The organism is Salinivibrio sharmensis (genome assembly GCF_001995985.1).
GTDB lineage: Bacteria > Pseudomonadota > Gammaproteobacteria > Enterobacterales > Vibrionaceae > Salinivibrio > Salinivibrio sharmensis.
The window spans coordinates 69,799-93,337 of record NZ_MUFC01000001.1; the positions used below are offsets into that span (position 1 = coordinate 69,799).

Annotated in this window: 19 protein-coding genes; 7 read left to right on the forward strand and 12 right to left on the reverse strand. The window is 49.6% G+C overall.

All coding sequences use genetic code 11. The annotated features are described in order from the left end of the window. Window positions 1-3: 3 nt before the first annotated feature. The 8 genes from lapB to gyrA all read right to left on the reverse strand — a co-directional run bounded on the left by lapB (window position 4) and on the right by gyrA (window position 10,291). Window positions 4-1,173 (reverse strand): lipopolysaccharide assembly protein LapB, encoded by a 1,170-nt coding sequence (gene lapB, locus BZG74_RS00375; protein WP_077770872.1) that lies wholly within the window; start codon window positions 1,171-1,173, stop codon window positions 4-6. Window positions 1,174-1,176: 3 nt separating this feature from the next. Next, window positions 1,177-1,464 carry a LapA family protein gene (locus BZG74_RS00380; RefSeq protein ID WP_077770873.1) on the reverse strand — a complete coding sequence of 96 codons (288 nt, stop codon included), beginning with the start codon at window positions 1,462-1,464 and terminating at the stop codon, window positions 1,177-1,179. A 290-nt stretch (window positions 1,465-1,754) separates the two neighbouring features. Further along, complete coding sequence (gene ihfB, locus BZG74_RS00385) at window positions 1,755-2,039, reverse strand: integration host factor subunit beta (RefSeq protein WP_046073494.1); 285 nt, start codon at window positions 2,037-2,039, stop codon at window positions 1,755-1,757. 72 nt (window positions 2,040-2,111) lie between these two features. Continuing rightward, window positions 2,112-3,782 carry a 30S ribosomal protein S1 gene (gene rpsA, locus BZG74_RS00390; protein ID WP_069361506.1) on the reverse strand — a complete coding sequence of 557 codons (1,671 nt, stop codon included), beginning with the start codon at window positions 3,780-3,782 and terminating at the stop codon, window positions 2,112-2,114. A 102-nt stretch (window positions 3,783-3,884) separates the two neighbouring features. Further along, on the reverse strand, window positions 3,885-4,568 hold the full coding sequence (gene cmk, locus BZG74_RS00395; RefSeq protein WP_077599353.1) for a (d)CMP kinase: 684 nt from the start codon (window positions 4,566-4,568) through the stop codon (window positions 3,885-3,887). 198 nt (window positions 4,569-4,766) lie between these two features. Next, complete coding sequence (gene aroA / locus BZG74_RS00400) at window positions 4,767-6,053, reverse strand: 3-phosphoshikimate 1-carboxyvinyltransferase (RefSeq protein WP_077770874.1); 1,287 nt, start codon at window positions 6,051-6,053, stop codon at window positions 4,767-4,769. 264 nt (window positions 6,054-6,317) lie between these two features. After that, a complete protein-coding gene (gene serC, locus BZG74_RS00405) occupies window positions 6,318-7,400 on the reverse strand; it encodes a 3-phosphoserine/phosphohydroxythreonine transaminase (protein WP_077770875.1) in 1,083 nt (360 codons plus the stop codon). Window positions 7,401-7,615: 215 nt separating this feature from the next. Continuing rightward, window positions 7,616-10,291, reverse strand: coding sequence for a DNA topoisomerase (ATP-hydrolyzing) subunit A (gene gyrA, locus BZG74_RS00410; RefSeq protein ID WP_077770876.1), 2,676 nt, complete (start codon window positions 10,289-10,291; stop codon window positions 7,616-7,618). A 629-nt stretch (window positions 10,292-10,920) separates the two neighbouring features. Between gyrA and ubiG the strand changes: the two genes are divergently transcribed. The 5 genes from ubiG (at window position 10,921) to yfaE (ending at window position 16,466) form a co-directional block, all read left to right on the forward strand. Beyond that, complete coding sequence (gene ubiG, locus BZG74_RS00415; RefSeq protein WP_077770877.1) at window positions 10,921-11,631, forward strand: bifunctional 2-polyprenyl-6-hydroxyphenol methylase/3-demethylubiquinol 3-O-methyltransferase UbiG; 711 nt, start codon at window positions 10,921-10,923, stop codon at window positions 11,629-11,631. Between the two features lie 23 nt (window positions 11,632-11,654). Next, entirely contained in the window at window positions 11,655-12,311 is a 657-nt protein-coding gene (gph, locus tag BZG74_RS00420) for a phosphoglycolate phosphatase (protein ID WP_077770878.1), read from the forward strand. A 396-nt stretch (window positions 12,312-12,707) separates the two neighbouring features. After that, complete coding sequence (gene nrdA / locus BZG74_RS00425; protein ID WP_077770879.1) at window positions 12,708-14,996, forward strand: class 1a ribonucleoside-diphosphate reductase subunit alpha; 2,289 nt, start codon at window positions 12,708-12,710, stop codon at window positions 14,994-14,996. A gap of 49 nt (window positions 14,997-15,045) precedes the next feature. After that, window positions 15,046-16,179, forward strand: coding sequence for a class Ia ribonucleoside-diphosphate reductase subunit beta (gene nrdB, locus BZG74_RS00430; protein ID WP_077770880.1), 1,134 nt, complete (start codon window positions 15,046-15,048; stop codon window positions 16,177-16,179). Continuing rightward, a complete protein-coding gene (yfaE, locus tag BZG74_RS00435) occupies window positions 16,176-16,466 on the forward strand; it encodes a class I ribonucleotide reductase maintenance protein YfaE (protein ID WP_077770881.1) in 291 nt (96 codons plus the stop codon). Before nrdB ends, yfaE begins: the two co-directional genes overlap by 4 nt. 31 nt (window positions 16,467-16,497) lie before the next feature. Here yfaE and BZG74_RS00440 read toward each other — a convergent pair whose 3' ends face one another. Next, window positions 16,498-17,751 (reverse strand): CinA family nicotinamide mononucleotide deamidase-related protein, encoded by a 1,254-nt coding sequence (locus BZG74_RS00440; protein ID WP_235605684.1) that lies wholly within the window; start codon window positions 17,749-17,751, stop codon window positions 16,498-16,500. 226 nt (window positions 17,752-17,977) lie between these two features. On the opposite strand from BZG74_RS00440, the gene tyrP reads away from it, so the two are divergent. Beyond that, window positions 17,978-19,150 carry a tyrosine transporter TyrP gene (tyrP, locus tag BZG74_RS00445; protein WP_077770882.1) on the forward strand — a complete coding sequence of 391 codons (1,173 nt, stop codon included), beginning with the start codon at window positions 17,978-17,980 and terminating at the stop codon, window positions 19,148-19,150. Between the two features lie 73 nt (window positions 19,151-19,223). Here tyrP and BZG74_RS00450 read toward each other — a convergent pair whose 3' ends face one another. The 3 genes from BZG74_RS00450 to cysB form a co-directional block, all read right to left on the reverse strand. Continuing rightward, the gene (locus BZG74_RS00450; RefSeq protein WP_316243039.1) at window positions 19,224-19,964 is read right to left on the reverse strand and encodes a sulfite exporter TauE/SafE family protein; all 741 of its coding nucleotides are present in this window, start codon (window positions 19,962-19,964) and stop codon (window positions 19,224-19,226) included. 118 nt (window positions 19,965-20,082) lie between these two features. Beyond that, window positions 20,083-21,285: a methyltransferase gene (locus BZG74_RS00455; protein WP_077770884.1), complete on the reverse strand. Its 1,203-nt coding sequence runs from the start codon at window positions 21,283-21,285 to the stop codon at window positions 20,083-20,085. A 74-nt stretch (window positions 21,286-21,359) separates the two neighbouring features. Beyond that, window positions 21,360-22,337: an HTH-type transcriptional regulator CysB gene (gene cysB / locus BZG74_RS00460; RefSeq protein WP_077770885.1), complete on the reverse strand. Its 978-nt coding sequence runs from the start codon at window positions 22,335-22,337 to the stop codon at window positions 21,360-21,362. 367 nt (window positions 22,338-22,704) lie between these two features. Here cysB and BZG74_RS00465 point away from each other — a divergent pair, with 367 nt between their 5' ends. After that, window positions 22,705-23,463 carry a DNA repair protein gene (locus BZG74_RS00465; protein ID WP_077770886.1) on the forward strand — a complete coding sequence of 253 codons (759 nt, stop codon included), beginning with the start codon at window positions 22,705-22,707 and terminating at the stop codon, window positions 23,461-23,463. Window positions 23,464-23,539: the final 76 nt, after the last annotated feature.

Consider the following 23,539-nt stretch of genomic DNA (forward strand, 5'->3'; position numbering starts at 1 on the left):
CCATTATTCGCCATCAAGCCCCCGGATTGGCTTGATTGCCCCCCAGCTTTTGCAGGACGGGCATTGCCAGTAGAGCGCGTGAGTGGAGAAGCCACATTTTCGACAACGGTAATGCGGTTTCACCTTCATCTGTTCAGCGACCAAGTCTTTTAGCGTGTTCAAACTGGTTTTCGCGCGGCCCTCTTCGGCTTGGTCGACATGGTATTCCATCAACTTATGGAAACCGCGCATGGTCGGATTGCGGGTAAGCTGGCGAGTGAGAAAGCTTTGCGCCATGGCGATATTTTCATTATTGCCAATCACTTCTGACAGCATCAGCTCTGCGCTGACGCCAGCGTTCTTTTCAATGCACTCTTTTAAAAACCGGACCAGATGCATTTCACGCCCCAACGCGCGATAGCTCTCCGCCAACAGTGGTAGCGCCTCACTGACAAAGTCCGCATCCTGCTCAAGGATGTTCTCTAGCTGCTTAATCGCCCCTTTGTAGTCTTCATGCTGGATATCAAGCTTGGCCAGCTTCAAACTGGCCCGCACGCAGCTCTTATCATACGACAAGGCGCGACGTAACCATTGCCGTGCCTTGTGTTCATCACCATCAGCGAGTTGTTGCATCGCCAGCTCACAATGAAAGTGCGCAATGTCTTTACGTAACTTGTGCTTGCCCATCTTGACCAGCTTTGCTGCAGTATCAATCGCGTTTTCCCATTCGCGGGTTTGCTGAAAGATGGCTAGCAACTGCTGAAGGGCAAACTCTTGATAATCGGGCTCATCGACCAGTTCGGAAAATATCTTCTCTGCGCGATCAAAAAAGCCAGCCACCATATAGTCTTTGGCCAGCTGTTGCATCGCGAGGTTGCGCTGATCAAGCGTTAGGTTGGGCCTTGCAATCAGGTTTTGGTGAATGCGAATAGCACGATCGACCTCTCCCCGAGAGCGAAACAGGTTGCCTAAGGCGAGGTGAGTATCAATAGTCTCATTGTCGACCTGGAGCAGCTCAATAAACAGATCAACCGCTTTATCTGATTGTTCAGACAGCAGTAGGTTGAGCCCCGCCACATACTGACGAGACAAGTGATGTGACTGTTCTTGCCGTCGATGACGAGCATTCCTGTTACCCATATACCAGCCGTAACCGGCGGCAATTGGCAGCAACAGAAACAACAGCTCTAGCATGAATTATTGTTCCTTAAGCGGGTCCGTGCGCAATTTATCAAGTTCTTTGCGTTGCTTATCCACCTGTTTACGTAGCCCTCGAGCGGTCACTCTCGCTTTCAGGTATAACGCACCGCAGACTAGCCAGCCAATGCCAAAACCAATGACAAAGACGATACCCAAGATAACAGAAAGACGAAATTCCCCTTGGGCAATTAGGTAATTAAAATTGACCACTTCTTGGTTTTGCGCTCCCAGCGCCAAGGTGATCAAAAAACATAACACCAGAAACAGAATGCCGAGTATTTTCACAAGTATTCCCTCATTGCGAAAGGCCTAGTGCCTCTTCAATTATGGCAGAACGACAAGGTGCGAGGCACTTGTCACTGTGAACGTTTGCTTGGTACCACGTAGAAACGTTACTGATGTACCCTACGCCTCGTATGCTCACTCGTATAAGGGTGAGCCCAAGGTTTTAGCTGTGGGTACAAGATCTTACACAGAAAGTATGATTATGCAGGAAATTCGCCACGCAAGCTATGATCGATAGACATAAAAAAACGGCATACTTACAGCATGCCGTTTTTTTCAGCGTCTATCGCTTAACCATAGATGTTAACGCGATCACGAAGCTCCTTACCAGGTTTGAAGTGAGGCACGTATTTACCGTCCAGCTCAACTTTCTCTCCTGTTTTAGGGTTACGCCCAACTCGGGGCGCGCGATAATGGAGTGAGAAACTACCAAAACCACGGATTTCAATACGATCACCGCTTTCAAGTGTGGTCGCCATATGCTCAAGGATTTCCTTGATCGCATCCTCTACCTGCTTGGCAGATAGATGGGCTTGCTGACTACAGAGCCTTTCAATTAACTCAGATTTGGTCATAGACACCCCGCTTTAGTATGTTTCTCAACAGTATAAATGCAGAGGGGGAAAATTTCCCCCTCAACTTATACATTATTCGCTCTTCGCTGCTTTAAACGCGTCAGCCATAGCATTACCGATAGCGCCTTCATCAGATTTGTTCAGGCTAGCCATCGCTTCTTGCTCATCAGCTTCGTCTTTCAGACGAACAGACAGGTTCAGAACGCGGTTCTTACGGTCAACGCCGGTGAACTTCGCTTCAACACTGTCGCCAACTGAAAGTACTTGAGTCGCGTCTTCAACACGGTCACGCGCCGCTTCAGAAGCACGCAGATAACCTTCAACACCTTCTGCAAGCTCAACAGTTGCGCCTTTCGCGTCAACAGCCGTTACCGTACCGTTAACGATAGCACCTTTCTTGTTCGCTGCCAGGTAGTTGTTGAATGGGTCTTCTTCCATCTGCTTGATGCCCAGTGAGATACGCTCACGCTCGGCGTCAACCTGAAGAACCACTGCTGAGATCTCGTCGCCTTTCTTGTATTCGCGAACGGCTTCTTCGCCAGCCACGTTCCAAGAAATGTCAGACAAGTGAACCAGACCGTCGATGCCGCCGTCTAGACCGATGAAGATACCGAAGTCAGTGATTGACTTGATCTTACCAGTTACACGGTCGCCTTTGTTCTGAGTCTCAGCGAATTGCTGCCATGGGTTGGCTTTACACTGTTTCAGACCAAGGCTGATACGACGACGCTCTTCGTCGATGTCCAGAACCATAACTTCAACTTCGTCACCCACGTTAACCACTTTAGATGGGTGGATGTTTTTGTTGGTCCAGTCCATTTCAGACACGTGTACCAGACCTTCAACGCCTTCTTCGATTTCAACGAAGCAGCCGTAGTCAGTCAGGTTAGTTACACGGCCAGTCAGCTTGTGACCTTCTGGGTAACGGTTAGCGATAGCTACCCATGGATCTTCACCCAGTTGTTTCAGGCCGAGTGATACGCGAGTACGCTCACGGTCAAACTTCAGAACCTTAACGTTGATTTCGTCACCAACATTAACGATTTCTGATGGGTGCTTAACGCGCTTCCACGCCATGTCAGTGATGTGAAGCAGGCCGTCAACGCCGCCAAGATCAACGAACGCACCGTAGTCAGTCAGGTTCTTAACGATACCTTTAACTTCCATGCCTTCTTGCAGAGAAGCTAGCAGCTCGTCACGCTCAACGCTGTTTTCTGACTCGATAACCGCACGACGAGAAACAACAACGTTGTTGCGCTTCTGGTCAAGCTTGATTACTTTGAACTCGAGCTCTTTGCCTTCCAGGTGAGAAGTGTCACGTACTGGACGAACGTCAACCAGTGAACCCGGTAGGAACGCACGGATGCCGTTCAGTTCTACGGTGAAACCACCTTTCACTTTACCGTTAATAACACCGTTAACGGTTTCAGCTTCTTCGTACGCTTTCTCTAGCTGGATCCAAGCTTCGTGACGCTTCGCTTTCTCACGAGAAAGCTGAGTTTCACCGAAACCATCTTCCACTGCGTCCAGGGCTACATCGACTTCACCGCCGATTTCAATTTCAAGTTCGCCAGCAGCGTTCTTGAATTGGTCAGCTGGAATAGACGATTCAGATTTCAGGCCTGCGTCAACCAGAACGAAACCGTTCTCGATAGCAACAACAGTACCCTTAACAATAGAACCTGGGCGAGTTTCGATTTCTTTTAGAGACTCTTCAAAGAGTTGAGCAAAAGATTCAGTCATTATATTTAAATCTTCAATTTGATAAACGTCCACGGGTATCCTACCGCATGGGGTTGTTAAATATGTTAGCTATCATCCTTGCAGCTAACGGTTATAGACTGCTTATGCAGCCGATAATTTGCTTTCAATAAACGCCAGTGCTTGTGCGATCACTTCGTCGATTGATAACGACGTTGAGTCTAGCACTAATGCATCTGACGCGGGGCGCAATGGTGCCACCGCTCGATTGCGGTCACGATCATCACGCTCTTGAATTTCGCTTAAAAGGCGGTCAAAGGTAACATTAACCCCCTTGCCTTGCAACTGATGCTGGCGTCGGCGCGCACGTTCTTCTGCGCTAGCATCCAGGAAGATTTTCGCCTCTGCTTGCGGGAACACCACGGTGCCCATATCACGGCCGTCAGCAATCAGGCCTGGCTCACCGACAAACGCACGTTGGCGGCGTAGCAATGCTTCGCGAACGCGAGGGAGCGCAGCGACTTTTGACGCTTGGTTGCCCACTTGTTCTGTACGTAAGGTGCCAGACACATCTTCCCCTTCGAGGATCACCTTAACCAGATCCCCCTCGGCGATAAATTGGACGTCTAGGTTAGCCGCCAGTGGTACTAGAGCTTCTTCCGATGAGGTATCCACATCATGATGGATTGCTGCTAATGCCAATACGCGGTAAATGGCACCAGAGTCTAGCAAGTGCCAGCCTAGTGTCTCCGCCAACCGCATACATAAGGTTCCTTTTCCTGCACCACTTGGGCCATCTACTGTAATTACAGGCGCCTGTGTCGGCATAAATCTCTCCACGTTCGTCTACTTCGCTCAATTCGCTGATCTATTAGCGTGAGGCTTAAAGCGGGTTTGACGAGCCTAGCGCAGCACTGTCGCTATTTGCCCAACAAACCATCGATAAATCGGCGCATAGTATAGAAGAAATGTGGGAGGAAATCATTGCTGCTGCGTCGATATCAGCAGCAATGTTGCGCAAACTGATTATTCAGCGGTGCTGATCGCGGCCAGCTTGTCGAAGTAGTCCGGAAAGGTTTTTGAGGTACAACCTGGGTCGTTGATAGTGACGGGCGTGTCACTTAACGCCACTAGCGAGAAGCACATCGCCATGCGGTGATCGTCATAGGTGTCGATGGCTGCGTGTTGCAACTGCTTTGGTGGCTCGACGTACAGATAGTCTTCACCCTCTTCAACCACAGCGCCCACTTTTTTAAGCTCGGTGGCCATCGCATACAGGCGATCGGTTTCTTTAACCCGCCAATTGTACACGTTACGTATCCAAGTGGGCCCCTCGGCAAACAACGCGACCACACCGATGGTCATCGCGGCATCAGGAATATGATTAAAGTCCATGTCAACGCCTTTAAGCGTCTTTCGACGGGCGAGAACATAATCCTCTCCCCACTCAATCTCGGCACCCATCGCTGCAAGTGCGTCAGCAAACTGGATATCACCTTGCACACTATGACGCCCGATGCCCGTCACTTTGACTTCACCGCCCTTAATCGCGGCCGCGGCGAGGAAGTAAGAGGCCGATGACGCATCACCCTCTACCATGAAGTGACCTGGCGATTGGTAGCGCTGCCCGGCAGGGATCACAAACGATTGGTAATGATCATTTTGTACCTCAACACCAAATTGCGCCATGATTGCCAGGGTAATATCGATATAAGGTTTAGAAACGAGCTCCCCTTTAATGGTGATCCGGGTTTCTTGCTCCGCAAATGGCGCGGCCATCAGTAATGCGGTGAGAAACTGACTGGAGATACTACCATCAATGCTGACATCTCCCCCCGCTAAGCCGGTGCCATGGATGCGTAGTGGCGGGTAGCCTTCAGTTTCAAGATACTGGATATCAGCGCCAATCGCATTGAGAGCCTCAACCAGGTGGCCTATGGGACGCTCTTTCATCCGTGGCTCACCCGTCAGGGTGACGTCACCCTCTCCCAAGCATAGTGCCGCCGTTAATGGCCGCATCGCCGTGCCCGCATTGCCAAGAAAGAGCGTGGTCGCCTCAGCGGTATTAAACGGTTGTCCCAGCCCTTGCACCACACATTCGGTGCGATCGCTGGACAGTTGATAGTCGACCCCTAACGCGGTAAACGCATTGAGCATATGCCGCACGTCATCACTATCCAGTAAGTTGGTTAATCGGGTGGTGCCTGAGGCTAACGCGGCAAGCAAAAGCGCGCGGTTAGACACACTTTTAGAGCCGGGAAGATTAATGTGGCCGTTCACATGAGAAATCGGGGAAAGTGTCAGTTGCTCCATTCTGGTTTATATCCGTGATGCTTAGTGCCCCCAGAGTAACCAAAATACCGGTAACCTCACAATTATTATTTTTGTCATTCTCGCCGCTCAAATAAAAAACCGCTTCCCCCGTAGAGAAGCGGCTTGATTTGCGCTCGACGTATTGCCAGATAACGCCAAGCGATGGCAGATAACACCAAGAGGTGGCCACAAGCGCCAATAATTTGGGAAGGTCCCCTGTGGCCCCTTAACGCAGCAGTCTAGCTTGACTGCCACGGCCCCTTGTTAGCCATATTTCTTTTCAAACTTGGCCATAAAGTCGACCAGCGCTTGCACTCCTTCGAGAGGCATGGCGTTATAGATAGAGGCACGCATACCACCCACATCTCTGTGGCCTTTCAGCGCATGTAGGCCTTGTTCCATGGCTTCGGCGAGGAAAGTCTCATCTAACTCGCTGTTCGCTAACTGGAAAGGCACATTCATCAAAGATCGGTTATCGCTGTGGATGTCATTGCGGTATAAGCTCGATTGATCGATGGCTTGATAAAGTAGCGCCGCCTTTTGTTGATTACGCGCGTAAACCGCCTCAATCCCACCTTGCTTTTTCAACCATTTAAAAACCTCGGCGGCCAAATACCAAGCAAAGGTCGGTGGCGTGTTAAACATCGAGTCTTTATCAGCCAACACTTTATAATTAAGCACGCTAGGCAGGACATCTTTTGCCAAACCGAGTAAATCATCACGCACAATCACCAAGGTCAGCCCGGCCGGGCCGATGTTCTTTTGCGCGCCAGCGTAAATCACACCATATTTAGACACATCAATCGGACGTGACAGGATGGTTGAAGACATATCCGCGACAATGGGTTTATTGGTCTCGGGCAGATCATTGATTTCAATACCATCAATGGTTTCATTAGGACAGAAATGAACATACGCCGCATCGTCACTGAGTAACCAATCTTTGGCTGGCGAGATAGCACGCTTGCCCTCTCGCTCACGGCGAACATTAATAACATTAGGCGTGCAATAACGTTTGGCTTCTTTGACCGCACTTTCGGCCCAATAGCCGCCATCGACATAATCGGCGATGGTGTGATTGCCCATGAGATTCATGGGCACCGCAGCGAACTGCGCGCGCGCGCCTCCCTGACAAAAAAGAATATGGTAGTTGTCGGGGATCACCAGAAGTTCACGCAAGTCTTGCTCTGATTGACGGGCAAGGGCCAGGAATGCTTGGCTGCGATGCGACACTTCCATCACCGAGGTACCAAAGTCTTGCCAGTTCATCAATTCTTTTTGTGCTTTTAGCATCACCTCGCGTGGCAACATCGCGGGGCCTGCGGAGAAGTTATATACCTTATCCATGTTGGGGAGGGGCTCCTGCTTATTTATCACTTGCGGCGTCGAAAGTCGCAAGGGTTTCTCTATTTTAAAAGGCGTGTGATTGATTTAACACGTTTCGCGAACAATTTGAAAGCGCCAACGCAGATCCGAACACAATTTCCGCCATCACTCCTGACAATAGGCATTAAAAAAGGGTGCAGTTCACTGCACCCTTAAAACGTTATCTCAGCGGCAATTTACCCGTTTTGATCGTCATCCGACTCTGGCGGCTGCTCTTGCGCATCGCTGTCGTGATCATCGGTCGCCGTAGGCGCCTCGCTGCCTTCAGACTGAGTCGTTGTCCCAGCTTCATTAGCCAAGGCTTCCATCTCGTCTTCGTCAGGCTCCTCGATACGCTGCAGGCCCACCACTTTCTCGTCATCACTGACGCGAATTAGGCGCACACCTTGAGTATTACGACTCACCTGGCTGACTTCTTCCGCACGCGTACGTACCAAGGTACCCGCATTGGTGATCATCATCAGCTCATCGCCTTCACACACCTGGATGGCACTGACAACATCGCCGTTACGCTCAGACACTTTGATTGAGACCACTCCTTTGGTGGCACGACTCTTGGTTGGATATTCAGCCAACGCCGTACGCTTACCAAAGCCGTTCTCGGTCACGGTCAAGATTTCTGCATTCTCTTGCGGAACAATCAACGAAACGACCTCATCGTTTTCAGCCAGCTGAATGCCTCGTACCCCCGCGGCGGTACGGCCCATCGCGCGAACGGTGTCATTGGATGCAAGGAAACGCACCACTTTACCGAATTGCGAGAACAGCATGACTTCACTGCTATCGTCAGTAAGCTGCGCACCAATCAGGCTATCGCCGTCACGCAAGTTTACTGCAATAATCCCAGCGCTACGTGGACGGCTAAAGTCAGTCAGAGGTGTTTTCTTCACCGTGCCGTGAGCTGTGGCCATGAAGACGTACTTGTCTTCTTCATACTCACGTACAGGTAGAATTGCGGTGATACGCTCATCTTCTTCCAGCGGGAGTAGATTAACAATTGGCTTACCACGCGCATTACGCGAAGCATGGGGTAGCTGATAGACTTTCAGCCAATACATACGCCCGCGCGTTGAGAAGCACAGTATTGTGTCATGGGTGTTAGCAACCAGCAGTCGCTCAATGAAGTCTTCATCCTTCATTCGCGTGGCTGATTTACCCTTACCACCACGGCGCTGCGCTTCGTAGTCACTCAATACCTGATACTTGACATAACCATCGTGTGACCAGGTCACGACCACATCTTCTTCATTGATAAGATCTTCAATATCAATATCGGCACTCGCGGCAGTAATTTCGGTAAGACGTTTGTCACCAAAACCATCACGGACGGCTTCGAGCTCTTCGCGGATCACTTCCATCAAGCGCTCGGTACTGGCCAAGATATGCAGCAGCTCCGCAATTTGCTCGAGCAGGCCTTTATACTCGTCCAGGATTTTTTCGTGCTCGAGCCCGGTGAGCTTGTGCAAGCGTAAATCGAGAATCGCTTGTGCTTGCTGCTCGGTCAGATAGTACGAGCCATCATCACGGGCACCAAATTCTGGCGCCAACCATTCAGGACGCGCGTTTTCGCCACCCACAGCTTCGAGCATGGCAGACACGCCACCGAGTCCCCAACCTTGATCTTGTAGCTCTTGTTTGGCTACCGCAGGCGTGGGGGCTTGACGAATGAGCTCAATCACTTCGTCGATGTTGGCCAGTGCAACCGCCAAGCCTTCGAGGATATGGGCACGGTCGCGCGCTTTACGCAACTCGTACACGGTACGACGTGTAACCACTTCACGGCGGTGGTTAACGAAGCACTCAAGCATCCCTTTTAGGTTAAAGAGCTTCGGCTGGTTGTTATCCAGCGCCACCATATTGATGCCGAATGACGTCTGCAATTGGGTTTGCGCGTAGAGGTTGTTAAGTACCACCTCGGCCACCGCATCTCGTCGACACTCGATGACAATCCGCATGCCCTCTTTATCAGACTCATCACGCAGCGCGGAAATGCCATCAATTTTCTTGTCTTTAACCAGTTCGGCGATCTTTTCAATCAGGCGCGCTTTGTTGACTTGATAAGGGATCTCGTTGACAACAATGGTCTCTTTACCATTTTTGTCGGTTTCGATATCCGCCTTGGCACGCAAGTAGATTTTTCCGCGCCCTGTTTTATACGCGTCTTCAATCCCTTTGCGACCATTGATCATTGCCGCGGTTGGAAAGTCTGGGCCTGGGATATACTCCATCAGCTCATCAATAGTGATATCTTCATTATCGATATACGCCAGACATCCGTTAACCACTTCGGTTAGGTTGTGAGGTGGGATGTTGGTTGCCATCCCGACCGCAATCCCGGAGCCGCCGTTAACCAGCAGGTTGGGGACACGCGTTGGCAATACGTCCGGGATTTGTTCGGTACCGTCGTAGTTCGGCACATAATCCACGGTTTCTTTGTCGAGATCGGCAAGCAGTTCATGGGCGATTTTCGCCATGCGCACTTCGGTGTAACGCATTGCCGCCGCTGAGTCACCGTCGATAGAGCCGAAGTTACCCTGGCCATCTACCAACATGTAGCGCAGTGAGAACGGCTGCGCCATACGCACTATCGTGTCGTATACCGCACTATCACCATGGGGGTGATACTTACCGATTACATCGCCGACCACACGGGCCGATTTCTTATATGGCTTGTTCCAGTCATTGCCAAGTACGTTCATCGCGAATAATACGCGGCGGTGTACTGGCTTTAGGCCATCACGCACGTCAGGAAGAGCTCGGCCAACAATGACGGACATTGCATAGTCGAGATACGAGCTTTTCAGCTCCTCTTCGATATTGACTGGCGTGATCTCTTTAGCAAGATCGCTCATGGAGCCAACATCCCTCAAATAATGTTTGCGTATTCAAATACGTGACCACGGAGGATAACACAAACCCTCTCTCGAGACACGCGAATATGGCTAAGATGTATCACGGATCTCGTTAGCAAACGCTCTGAGCGCGTCTACACGGACAAAAAGCCACCACTTCCGTACCTAACTATGATTTTTTTGCTAGATAAGCCCACAAGGTGGCTGAGCGCGAAAAAAGGATCCTTATCCTAACTTGGGCTCAAGATCACTTTCTTACGCAAAACTGGCGACATCAGCCATACTTGAAGCTGACGGCGCTTCCCCCTTTTCTGGGGTAGCCTTGATATAAAAGAGGAGGCCTTATGCTCACTCGTATCGTCAACGCCATTGGTGCCTGCCTTATCGTAGGCAAATACATTTTGGCTGGTATGATAGCGGCCAGTGCCATTTTAACCGCATCTTAATGGTATCGCCTAGGTACGGCGGTGGCTGGCCGTCGTGCCGTTTCTCGACTTCTATACGTTGACCCTCACTCAGCGCAGTCAATCCCCATTCATGCCACCCACCGGCCCCGCGAGAAGCACGGCTTCTTTTTATCGCGTTGGATTTCGTTATAATGCAGCAAAACCGATAAGGAAGCTGCAGTTATGAGCCAAGTACCGAATGTCGATCCGGCAGAAATTCAAAAATTCGAGGATATGGCCTCGCGTTGGTGGGATTTAGAGGGGGAATTTAAGCCTTTGCATCAAATCAACCCATTACGCCTCGATTATGTCTTGGACAAAGCAGGCGGACTATTCGGCAAAAAAGTCCTTGATGTGGGGTGTGGTGGCGGCATCTTAGCGGAAAGCATGGCGCAAGAAGGCGCAGAGGTCACCGGCTTGGATATGGGCAAAGAGCCCTTAACTGTCGCGCGCCTCCATGCCCTTGAAGCGGGTGTCGATGTACAGTATATCCAATCGACCGCTGAAGAACATGCCAGCAACTATGCACAGCAATATGACGTTGTCACTTGTATGGAAATGCTCGAACACGTGCCTGAACCCGCCTCAGTGATTCGAGCCTGTGCACAGATGGTCAAACCGGGTGGCCATGTCTTTTTCTCGACGCTTAACCGCAATGCCAAATCCTGGCTGTTTGCGATTGTAGGTGCCGAGCATATTCTCAAACTCGTCCCAAAAGGTACGCACGAGCATCATAAGTTTATTCGCCCCTCAGAGCTGATGAACATGATTGACGCCACGACATTGACAGCAAAAGACATGACTGGGCTACACTACAACCCGGTGTTTGATACCTACAAACTCTCCAACAGCAATGTCGATGTGAATTACTTGGTTCACACAGTCGCGCCCTAGTCGACAGGAAGGAGCTCGCTCGCATGACCCCATCAACGGTTCTGTTTGATTTAGATGGCACATTACTTGATACCGCGCCCGATATGGGTGAGGCGGCCAATCGTGTCCTGGCCGAGTTTGATTTGCCTCCGTTAACCCGTGAACAGATTTACACCCACACCAGTTTTGGTGCGCGGGGCCTCTTAACCGCCGGGTTCGGTGAGCAAGCGCAATATCAAGATCCTATCGCCCTACGTGCGCGTTTTCTTCACCATTATGGTGAAGCGATATGCCATGGTACACAGCTCTACGATGGCATAGACACGCTGCTCGATACGCTAGATCAGCTGCACATTCCCTGGGGTATCGTGACCAATAAGCCCGAAGGGCTCACCCATCAATTACTGACATTCTTCCCACGTCTTCAAAGCGCGAAAGTCATTGTCGGTGCCGATACTTATGAGTATGCGAAACCACATCCGATGCCACTGCTTGAAGCGGCAAAAAGCCTCAATTGTGTGCCACAACAAGGGCTGTACGTTGGAGACATTGAAAACGATATATTAGCCGCTCGAGCCGCCAATATGGGCGCGGCTGTTGCTGGATGGGGTTACACCGGTGATCAAGCCTTAGTTCATAATTGGAAAGCAGATCATATTTTCGCCAAGCCTGATCAGCTCAGTGCCATTCTTGGATCCTAGTCACACCCCACATTTTGTGGGGTTTGCTGTCTTTTCAAGCAGTTAAAAACGATCACTGATCATCAGTAAGATCAACCAAAATAAATTTTTTTTATTGCCGATTTTTACCTTTCAGTGATTGAAATTTTCACTAATCTTGTCGGCCTTGCGTCACTAGGTTGGTGATTACTAACTTTGGATATAACATCCCCAAGATATCCACACCCACCGTAACAAAGACTGGCTTGCAAAAAGCAGGTTATATCACTATCTTGTAACCGACTCGGACATCGCCCCCTATATATAGTGTATGAGCGACGAGATGTCCGCATAGAGGCCGACCAAAAAATCATCAGCATTTTATAAAGACTTGCGAAAAAGAGCAGTTTGGCAAGGGAATATTGGGAAAGCATACAAATGAACCAAGAAATTACCGTATTAAAGCGTGATGGACGCAAAGAAAACTTAAACCTCGACAAGATCCATCGCGTAGTGACTTGGGCTGCCGAAGGCCTCTCAAACGTTTCTGTTTCTCTGGTTGAGATGCGCTCTCACATCCAGTTTTATGATGGCATGCGCACGGAAGATATCCACGAGACAATCATCAAAGCCGCCGCCGATCTAATCTCCGAAGAAAGTCCAGATTATCAATATCTTGCGGCACGCTTGGCGGTCTTCCACTTACGTAAAAAAGCCTATGGCCAGTTCGAGCCACCTAAACTGGTTGATCATGTCAGAAACATGGTCGATAAAGGCAAGTATGATAAGCATATCTTGGAAGACTACAGCGAAGAAGAGCTCGACACCCTTGATAGCTACCTAGACCACTGGCGCGACATGAACTTCTCGTACGCGGCCGTTAAACAGCTGGAAGGTAAATACCTGGTACAAAACCGCGTGACCGGTGAAATTTACGAGAGCGCGCAATTTTTGTACATGATGGTTGCTGCGTGCTTGTTTGCATCATATCCGAAAGAGACGCGCCTGGACTATATCCGTCGCTTTTATGATGCTGCCTCGCAATTTAAGATCTCACTGCCAACGCCTATCATGTCGGGTGTGCGCACACCAACCCGCCAGTTTAGCTCATGCGTGTTGATTGAGTGTGACGACAGCTTAGATTCTATCAATGCCACATCTAGCGCGATTGTGCGCTATGTGTCACAACGCGCAGGGATTGGTATTAACGCAGGTCGCATTCGCGCTTTGGGTAGCCCTATCCGAGGTGGCGAAGCCTTCCACACTGGTTGTATCCCGTTTTATAAGTATTTCCAAACCGCGGTGAAGTGCTGCTCGCAAGGCGGCGTTCGCGGTGGCGCTGCAACCTTGTTCTACCCAATTTGGCACCGCGAAGTAGAATCACTACTGGTACTGAAGAACAACCGTGGTGTAGAAGAAAACCGTGTGCGTCATATGGATTATGGTGTGCAAATCAATAAGTTGATGTATACCCGCCTGCTTAAAGGTGGCAACATTTCCTTGTTCTCGCCGTCGGATGTACCAGGCTTGTACGATGCCTTTTTCGAAGACCAAGACGAGTTCGAGCGGCTGTATACCCAATATGAAGCGGATGCCTCTATCCAGCGCGAAACAGTCAAAGCGGTTGACCTGTTCTCACTGATGATGCAAGAGCGAGCCTCAACCGGCCGTATCTACGTTCAAAACGTTGACCATTGTAATACCCATAGCCCGTTTGACGCATCCGTAGCCCCGATTCGTCAGTCTAACCTGTGCCTTGAGATCGCACTGCCGACCAAGCCACTGAACAATGTTGAAGATGAGAACGGTGAAATTGCACTGTGTACGCTCTCAGCCTTTAACCTCGGCGCACTTGAATCACTCGACGAGCTGGGTGAGCTGGCCGACTTGACCATTCGTGCCTTGGATGCGCTATTGGATTATCAAGACTACCCATTGCCGGCCGCGCGAAAAGCAACCATGAACCGCCGTACACTCGGTGTGGGTGTGATTAACTTTGCCTATCATCTCGCCAAGCATGGTGTCCGTTATTCGGATGGCAGTGCGAATGGCCTCACCCACCGCACTTTCGAAGCGATTCAGTATCACTTGTTGCGTGCGTCGGTCGAGTTGGCAAAAGAAAAAGGCGCGTGTCCTGCGTTTAATGAAACCACATACTCGCAAGGTATTCTGCCAATTGATACCTACAAGAAAGACTTGGATGCGATTTGTGATGAGCCATTACATCTGGACTGGGAAACCTTGCGTAAGGACATCCAGACCTATGGCTTGCGTAACTCGACGCTGACAGCCTTGATGCCCTCAGAAACTTCTTCGCAAATCTCTAATGCCACTAACGGCATTGAGCCACCGCGTGGGTTTGTCTCAGTGAAAGCGTCAAAAGATGGCATTCTCAAACAAGTGGTACCTGAGTATCACAAGTATAAAGATAATTACGAACTGCTCTGGAACATTGGCAGCAATGAAGGTTACTTACAGCTAGTCGGTATCATGCAAAAATTCGTCGACCAAGCGATTTCTGCTAACACCAATTATGATCCGAGCCGACATGCAAGCGGTAAAGTTCCTATGAACCAGCTGCTTAAAGATTTGCTCACCGCGTACAAACTAGGGGTTAAAACCCTGTACTATCACAACACACGTGATGGCGCGAGCGATGGTCAATCGGAGTCTAATGCTGCGCAAGCCGCTGAAGATGATTGTGCCGGCGGTGCATGTAAGATCTAACACAATATGTTAAGGGCCTTTGGGCCCTTTCTTGAGGTTTATAAGATTCATGGCTTACAGTACGTTTTCTAAAATCAACAATGACCCGCTTAAAGAACCTATGTTCTTGGGTCAGTCCGTCAATGTTGCCCGTTACGATCAGCAAAAGTACGAGATTTTTGAAAAGCTGATCGAAAAGCAGCTTTCATTCTTTTGGCGCCCAGAAGAAGTCGACGTATCGAGCGATCGTATTGATTACAACAAGTTACCTGAACATGAGAAGCATATTTTCATCAGTAACTTGAAGTATCAAACGTTGTTGGACTCTATCCAAGGTCGTAGCCCTAACGTCGCCCTGTTGCCGCTGGTCTCTATTCCAGAGCTCGAGACTTGGATTGAAACCTGGAGCTTCTCAGAGACCATTCATTCACGCTCTTACACCCATATTATTCGCAACATTGTCGCTGATCCGGCGGTTGTGTTTGACGACATCGTGATGAATGAGCATATCCAAAAGCGCGCAGAAGACATTGCCCAGTATTATGATGACTTGATTCAGCTGAGTAACTACTACCACCAGCTAGGTGAAGGGACACATACGATTAATGGTCAAACGATCACCGTCAGCTTGCGCGCGCTGAAGCGCCAGCTGTATTTATGCCTGATGTCGGTCAACGCCCTTGAAGCCATTCGCTTCTATGTCAGTTTTGCATGCTCCTTTGCCTTTGCCGAGCGTGAACTGATGGAAGGTAATGCTAAGATCATCAAGTTTATTGCCCGTGACGAAGCCTTGCACCTGACTGGGACACAGCACATGCTCAACATTCTACGTAGCGGTCAAGACGACCCTGAAATGGCCGAGATTGCCAAAGAGTGCGAGCAAGAGTGTTTTGATCTATTCAAGAAAGCCGCTGAGCAAGAAAAAGATTGGGCAGAATATTTGTTCCGTGACGGCTCGATGATCGGTCTGAACAAAGATATCTTGTGTCAGTATGTCGAGTACATTACCAATCTGCGTATGTCTGCGGTCGGCTTAGCGCCTGCCTATGACAATGCGACACAAAATCCGATTCCTTGGATTAACGCTTGGTTGTCCTCAGATAATGTTCAGGTCGCTCCACAGGAAGCAGAGATTAGTTCATACTTAGTTGGTCAAATCGACAACGAAGTCAGCGTTGAAGACTTTGGTGACTTCGAGCTATGACCCGTATCACCATCGAAGTGAACGGCATAATGGTGGGTGGCAACACCCACCAAAACTTGCTGGAGCAGTTGGAAGATGCCGGTATTCAACCTGAATACCAATGCCGAAATGGCATGTGTGGCGCCTGCCGCTGTAAGCTTAATCAGGGGTCAGTCACCCAAGGTGACGCCATGGCCTTTGTGATGCCTGGCGAAATTCTTGCTTGTCAAAGCGCGCCACAAACTGACGTCTCCATCGCGTTTGACTACCAGCCTGCAGAAATCAAAAAGCAAGTTAACGAGGCGTAGAGCACCGCACCGCCTCGCCTTCCTGTCTACCCTATTCGATCCGCTCGGCATCAATAAAAATGTCATCGTGTCGCGTCAATGAGGCGTAGTCCGCAATCACCGGGTATCCATTTAAATAACGTCGTAGCATGTCTAGCAATACGGTCGACATGTAGCAACGCGCATCATCGTGAGAAAACTGCCGTTTAAAGCTTAAACGCTGCCCCCACTCTCCTTCTGGTGTCGAGATAGCCACACAAATCTGCCCATGCAACTCAGGACCACATGCAAGGCCAATTTGCTTTTGGTCAGGGCTAGTAGTGGCACTGGCCATCGCCAGCGATGCCGCTAACGGGTTTGCCACTGCCTGTTCAGGGACATGAGCATTAGACATCACCCAGCCTTGTTCAACCAAGTGAGCCGCTTGTCCATTGAGTATGCTTGACAGCCAACCACCGGTAAATTGCTCAGCAACTTTCAGGGCAATACCGTAACGACTAACATCAAACGCTAATGCTGAAGCCATTGGCTCATTATAAGACACAACATAATCAGCGAGCCGTTGTTTCAGCGCCTCAAGGATGGTGTCTTTTTGATCATGGTCCGCATCAATAAACAGCTTTACCTCAATAAAAGGCAGACTCGAGCGATAACCCAATGATGCTCCCTGTGGAAGCACTAATGATGCCATCACGTCACTGATCCCGGACTCTGACAAGCCAAATGTAAACAAGCGGTAACATGATCGCGCTTTTGCCGCGTAAATATGTAACAACTCAGGAAGAATTTGGTGCTCAACCATGTCGAAAAACTCAGAAGGCACACCAGGCGTAAAATAAAAATGACACCCATTAAGTTCACAATGAAACCCACACGCTGTTCCTTTCGGGTTTTCAATGAGTCGCGCACCATCAGGTAACATCGCCTGTTTAAGGTTGCTCTGCGCCATTGGTTTGCCATGACGCTCAAAGCGCTGCTTCAGCTCATCAAGCCATGCTTCATTGAGCGTCAGCTCCACCCCCATGGCCGATGCCATCGCCGCCGTGGTGAGATCGTCTGTGGTTGGCCCAAGGCCGCCATTCACAATCACCACTTGCTCTGTCTGTGATAACCGAACGAGTTCAATCGCCATATCATCAAGGTCATCCCCGATAGTCACACGACGAGACATGGTTAAGCCATTTTCAAAGAGAATGCTTGATAGCCATGTCGCATTGGTATCCGTGATATCTCCGAGCAACACTTCCTCGCCAGTAGAAAGCATCGCGATTCGTGGCATTGGGGCTTGATGTTGTTGATTATCCACCCTGCCGCTCCTTATCTGTCACAGTGGTTGACCTTTGATTATGACATTAGACCATCTGATTCACTACCCTAATGCATTCGTACACTTTACGTTACGGTCTCGTACCTTTATCATTACACTCATCAGTTTTTTTATCTGCATAGACAGTGCACAATGCGCATAAATTCACGTTATCTTTTGTGCGAACACAACAATTAACTTTTTATTAACACTGGTTAAACATAATATGAATAAAGTACTAGGAAGTTCGCTGATTATCGCAGGGACAACCATTGGCGCAGGTATGCTTGCTCTACCGCTTGCCTCCGCCGGTATTGGTTTTGGGGCGTCGATGGCATTAATGGGGGCGATGTGGGCATTAATGACTTACACCGCACTGTTAATGCTGGAAGTACATCAATATGCTGACGCTGATGCCACATTGCACAGCCTAGCGAAGCAGTTTTTAGGGGATAAAGGAAAGTGGCTGGCTTCCTTCGCCATGCTATTCTTGTTCTACTCACTCTGCGCTGCCTACATTGCAGGTGGCGGGAGCCAGCTTAATGAGAAGCTGGCACAGTGGTCAGCCATCGAGCTCCCCCCAGCCGCCGGAGCGGTGCTGTTTACGCTAGTGTTTGGCTTAGTCGTCACCTTAGGCACCAGCAAGGTGGATGTAATTAACCGTGGCTTATTTACCGTTAAAGTCTTATTCCTGATTTTAGCGTTAACCTTACTCACCCCACACGTTTCTAGCATTAACTTAGTAGAGATGCCGGTAGAAAAAGGACTCTTGGTCGCCGCACTGCCCGTTATTTTCACTTCTTTTGGCTTCCACGGGAGTATCCCCTCGATTGTACGTTATGTCGGGATAGATCTTCCTTCACTACGTAAAGTGATGATTGTCGGCTCTACCCTACCACTTGGTCTCTATATTTTCTGGCAAGTGGCGAGCTTGGGCACCGTTGCACAAGCGACGCTTGTTAAAAACGGCGAGCTGTCTCAGTTTGTTGCCATCATCCAATCCGTGGTGCAGCAAGATTACATAGCCTCAAGCATTTCGCTTTTTGCTGATTTAGCCTTAGCTACGTCGTTTCTTGGTGTTAGTTTAGGCTTGTTTGACTTTATCTCGGACAGTTTTAACCGCCAAGACAGTGTGCGTGGCCGCCTGCAGACCGCTGCCATTACCTACTTACCGCCTTTGGTGTTCGCACTTTTCTACCCTCAGGGGTTTATCACTGCGCTGGGTTATGCCGCGGTTGCTCTGGTGATTCTGGCGGTGGTGCTACCCGTGCTCATGGTGCGAAAAGCACGCCAAACCGTATCAACCGATGAACACTATCAGGTTATCGGTGGAAACCTCGGACTTAGCCTGGCCATGGTGGGAGGAATTAGTGTTGTGGTGGCACAGTTTATTGGCTGATCATCACTCGCGACGTACCCAATGATTCAATGACGCCCCACTGACTTTGGGGCGTCATTGCGTTTTACGCGTTTCAGCCACCCATCAAGCCGCGTACCAGCGTGCTGACCCCAGCTAACGTACACAGTAATAGCATCGCTCGACGAACCAGCAGAGGTTTGACCCGCGGTGCGACACGATAAGCAAGCCATGTTGCCGCAAGCACGGCAGGGATAGCAAAAACAGCCTGCTTGAAGTGCCACCAGGTAAGAAAGTCAGTGGCGCTTAATGCAATCAAAGACAAGATACAGCTAATGGCAAAGTAGCCGGCCAAGCATGCGCGCATCTTGTTGACATCAGCGTGTTGCAATACAAGAGCCATTGGCGGGCCACCAATACTCGTCGTCGTGCCCATCACCCCAGAGGTAAAACCTGCGACAAAAAAGTTTCGCCGATTAGGGGTGATATCGAAACGCATCACACTCGCCAGTACCGCGACCAAGACGGCAGCACCGATGATGATCTCCAGCATTTGTGTGGTCACCACCAACATCACGCCGCCGGCCACTGCCGTGCCTGGCACTCGGCCCATGTAAGCCCAACTAAGATCACGGAATGAAAGCTGATGCCGATATTGCCAAGCGTTAATGCTTGCCAACGTCAACCCGACCATCGAGATAGTCGTTGGCACCAACTTAGGATCGATCATTAATAGCAGAGGGGCGGCCACAATGGCCATACCAAACCCGACCAAGCTTTGTACAAAGCAACCCAACCCTAAGATCAAAGCCACAGCAATAGTGACACCAATATCTGGCATAGAAAATAACTTCAAGTAAAGATAGATATCCGCAGTGTAACTATTTACACCACGTGGGGCGAGAGTTTTACCGACAATACACTGACTTGACGTTGTTCATGACGCATTACACGCCACTCAGGCGCGATCTGCCCTAATTGATCTTTTCAGCGTGAATAAGAAGGTTACGAGGCGTCAACTCACGCTCACAAAATTGCACAAGACTCACCGCGTACTCGTGTTGCTCAAGAAACAGTACACGATCTAACACTAGCCATATTTCCATTGCTCGACGAAAGGCACTCTTTACCACATTGATTTGTTCCAGCGTGGTAAAGCGCGCCTCCCCACGGCGCAAATACCATCCTGCGTCGAAGTCAGCAGGTAGGGTAAGCCCTTTTTGTTTCGCACCCCAGCCGCAAAAATCCGCAAATCCCTGGCCTAACTGTGATTTTTTTATAGCTGGTAGCGGTAGGTAGTCATCTTGATGTCGCCAATCACGCTGCCATTCATCAAAGCCGAGCCGAAAAATAACTTCCTGCTCCCGTTGACGGCGCACCCGCTGTCCGCCTGTCACTGACTCTTGGACGGCAAGCTTAAGATCGGTTTTTGTCAATCGCATTCCTGTATTCTGAGCGACATCCGAGAGTGGCTGATACACCTCCCCCTGAATCAGCTGATAGCAACATGGAGAGACGGATAGACGCGGCATGCCGCACGTCACTGCTTTTTGCAGGAGTTGTATATGCAAATCCCCGCAGGCATGTAACGCTAATCCGTGGTCACAACCGGCCATCACAGCGGCCGCCTTCGCGCCCATGGCATCTAAGGGGTAAAACCGCATCGCGAGGGTGTTGCGCTGTGCAAACGCTTGTCCTTGATCACAAAGCGCTTTTTGCCATTCGACACTCTCAACCGGCTTACCGGTCACTGATGAGATGGCACGCCCGAGATACCCTTTTCCGGCACACCACTCTAGGTAGCGCTCGGCTCCCTTGCTGCTCGGTAGTGCGTTTAGATAAGCCTCAATTTGCGCCCATTTTCTTCCCGGCACCCCTACCGCCAACCGCGGATCCACATCTACCTTGGTTGTACGAGCCTGCGGCACAGCGGTCAGTTCGGTCAATTGCGCCAGCGCAGGCCACCAGCTCGACAACTGGGTAATCACGGCTTCAGGTTCTGCCTTTAGTTGCGTCATTTGGGCATGGTTTAAGCTTGTCAGCCAGTCGCACAACGCACTTTGCTCATGCCATGGCAGTGTTCGATGAGCCATTGGCATCGGTTGCCACAGCCAGTGGTAATGGGTAAGAAGCTGGGTTAATTGATTGAACTGTTGCTGAAAAGAGACGGATGACATGGTGGCTATCAAGGCTTAAGTGAACGCGTGATCAAAAAAGGCTGCTCAACGCAGCCTTGTCGTACCTGCACAGTCTAACGAATGGGTAACGGAATGTCCTTAAACATGGCATCAATTTCTTCGTTAGAACGCAGTGCCACCGCTTTATCTATCATATTGCGCGTCAGGTGTGGGGCAAAGCGTTCAATAAAGTCATACATGTAGCTGCGAAGGAAGGTGCCTTTACGAAACCCAATTTTGGTCGTGCTAGCACCAAAAATATGGCTCGCATCAATGGCCACCAAATCAGAGTCAGCTTGGCTATCCATCGCCATACTGGCAATGACTCCAACCCCTAATCCCAGCTTCACATAGGTTTTGATTACGTCCGCGTCTGTGGCGGTAAATACAATCTTGGGGGTGAGATTGGCGCGATGGAACGCTTCATCCAACTCTGAGCGCCCGGTAAAGCCAAAGACATAGGTCACGAGAGAATAGGCCGCTAAGTCCTCGATGGTGATATTGTCTTTTTTCTGTGCCAGTGGGTGATCAGGCGTGACAATAATCGAACGATTCCAGTGGTAACACGGCAGCATGACCAAGTCTTCATAGAGATGGAAAGCTTCGGTCGCGATAGCAAAATCTGACGTGCCTTTGGCGACCGAGTTGGAGATCTGCGTCGGCGTTCCCTGATGCATGTGCAATGACACTTTGGGGTATCGCGCGGTGAAGGCTTTTATCACATCAGGCAGTGCATAGCGCGCCTGCGTGTGGGTAGTGGAGATATTGAGATTCCCCATCTCTGGGTGCGTATGTTCACTCGCCACCGCTTTAATGCTTTCAACCCGAGACAAAATACTTTGAGAAATCTCCACAATGGCCTCACCAGCAGGAGTCACCTGAGTAAGATGCTTGCCACTGCGCTCAAAAATTTGCACGCCTAGTTCATCTTCTAGCAATCGAACTTGTTTACTGATCCCAGGCTGAGAGGTATACAAACTCTCTGCGGTCGCAGACACATTTAGGTTGTGGTTGACGACCTCAACGATATATCTAAGCTGTTGTAATTTCATAGTGCAGACGCGCGAGCCTCATGGGTTAAGTGACAGCATTGGGTTGTGATAGATTATTTATATACCCAAATTAGACTATTTAATAGGCTTTGGTTATATAAACGTTAGCGATTGCACATTCACTAAGCAATTTGATAAGTAACCTTGTTTTTATCGCCTCGCTAAAACCACATTATTACGGCAACTTTATCGCTAAGTGAGGGATTATAGGCCACACTAATAGCAGCGCATACGAATCGAGTGTAATGTGCAGAGTTAGAGGCGGATCACTCATGCTGCCTCCATCCTTGATTGATGCTATCTCTGTCGGTCGAGATCGTGTATCTTAACCCGTTGAGTTTATTACAAGGAACATCGTCGCTGAATTATGAATATTGCCTTGATAGCTGGCCTTTGTGTCATATTGCTCGGCCTGATTGTCGGCTACAACATATTGGCTCAACAACGTAAGCAAATTGAATCTCACAAGCGCCAAGAGATGGCTAAGCACATTGCAGTGATTGACGCCACTGAAGAGCTGATTGGTAATGCGCATAACCTGCCTTATAGCGGGACCTTGTTGGTTTGCTTAAATAAGAAGATCCTGGATTCCTTGAAAGCCATGTACGAAATTGATGATTCCGATAAATCGATCAAACAGCGTATCAGTGCGACTCAAGCGCAAATCGATGAAATAAAACAAAGCTACTCAAACCGCGAGTCTACTTCCTTTAAAGTGCCAGATAACGATCGACAAGCGATTTCGATGCTCAAGCTAGTAAAACGTCTGCGCTCGGTGGTGAAAGCGGAGCACTCTAAGGGACGACTAGCGACGCAAGCGTTTGTGGCTGAGAACGCACGTTTGGAGCAGATGCAGCTTAAAATCAATATTGAGAACGTGATTAAACGCGCCAATGATGCGAAGCAGAAAGGGCAAATGGGCACCGCACAACAGTTGCTGAAAAAGGCAATAGATGTCGTCTCACCGAAAACGGATGATTACTCACAAGAGATGAAAAAGCACTTAGAGCAAATGCATAGCGATATTACTCATACGCTAAATACCGGTCACGAAAAAATGCAGTCCGAACAAGAAGAAGAGAGAAGCGATTTGGACGAATTGTTTGCCCCGAAGAAGAAGTGGTAAGCAACGTAAGCGGTTTCCTGCAAAAGGCGCGTTCATTACGCGCCTTTTGTTTATTATCTGTTTATCCCCTAGACGC

Bases quoted from the DNA above. Each gene is read 5' to 3' on its own strand.
- rpsA (WP_069361506.1), bottom strand. From the start codon at position 3,782: ATGACTGAATCTTTTGCTCAACTCTTTGAAGAGTCTCTAAAAGAAATC.
- lapB (WP_077770872.1), bottom strand. From the start codon at position 1,173: ATGCTAGAGCTGTTGTTTCTGTTGCTGCCAATTGCCGCCGGTTACGGC.
- ihfB (WP_046073494.1), bottom strand. From the start codon at position 2,039: ATGACCAAATCTGAGTTAATTGAAAGGCTCTGTAGTCAGCAAGCCCAT.
- gph (WP_077770878.1), top strand. From the start codon at position 11,655: ATGACCCCATCAACGGTTCTGTTTGATTTAGATGGCACATTACTTGAT.
- cysB (WP_077770885.1), bottom strand. From the start codon at position 22,337: ATGAAATTACAACAGCTTAGATATATCGTTGAGGTCGTCAACCACAAC.
- nrdA (WP_077770879.1), top strand. From the start codon at position 12,708: ATGAACCAAGAAATTACCGTATTAAAGCGTGATGGACGCAAAGAAAAC.
- cmk (WP_077599353.1), bottom strand. From the start codon at position 4,568: ATGCCGACACAGGCGCCTGTAATTACAGTAGATGGCCCAAGTGGTGCA.
- ubiG (WP_077770877.1), top strand. From the start codon at position 10,921: ATGAGCCAAGTACCGAATGTCGATCCGGCAGAAATTCAAAAATTCGAG.
- BZG74_RS00455 (WP_077770884.1), bottom strand. From the start codon at position 21,285: ATGTCATCCGTCTCTTTTCAGCAACAGTTCAATCAATTAACCCAGCTT.
- aroA (WP_077770874.1), bottom strand. From the start codon at position 6,053: ATGGAGCAACTGACACTTTCCCCGATTTCTCATGTGAACGGCCACATT.
- gyrA (WP_077770876.1), bottom strand. From the start codon at position 10,291: ATGAGCGATCTTGCTAAAGAGATCACGCCAGTCAATATCGAAGAGGAG.
- BZG74_RS00465 (WP_077770886.1), top strand. From the start codon at position 22,705: ATGAATATTGCCTTGATAGCTGGCCTTTGTGTCATATTGCTCGGCCTG.
- serC (WP_077770875.1), bottom strand. From the start codon at position 7,400: ATGGATAAGGTATATAACTTCTCCGCAGGCCCCGCGATGTTGCCACGC.
- tyrP (WP_077770882.1), top strand. From the start codon at position 17,978: ATGAATAAAGTACTAGGAAGTTCGCTGATTATCGCAGGGACAACCATT.
- yfaE (WP_077770881.1), top strand. From the start codon at position 16,176: ATGACCCGTATCACCATCGAAGTGAACGGCATAATGGTGGGTGGCAAC.
- nrdB (WP_077770880.1), top strand. From the start codon at position 15,046: ATGGCTTACAGTACGTTTTCTAAAATCAACAATGACCCGCTTAAAGAA.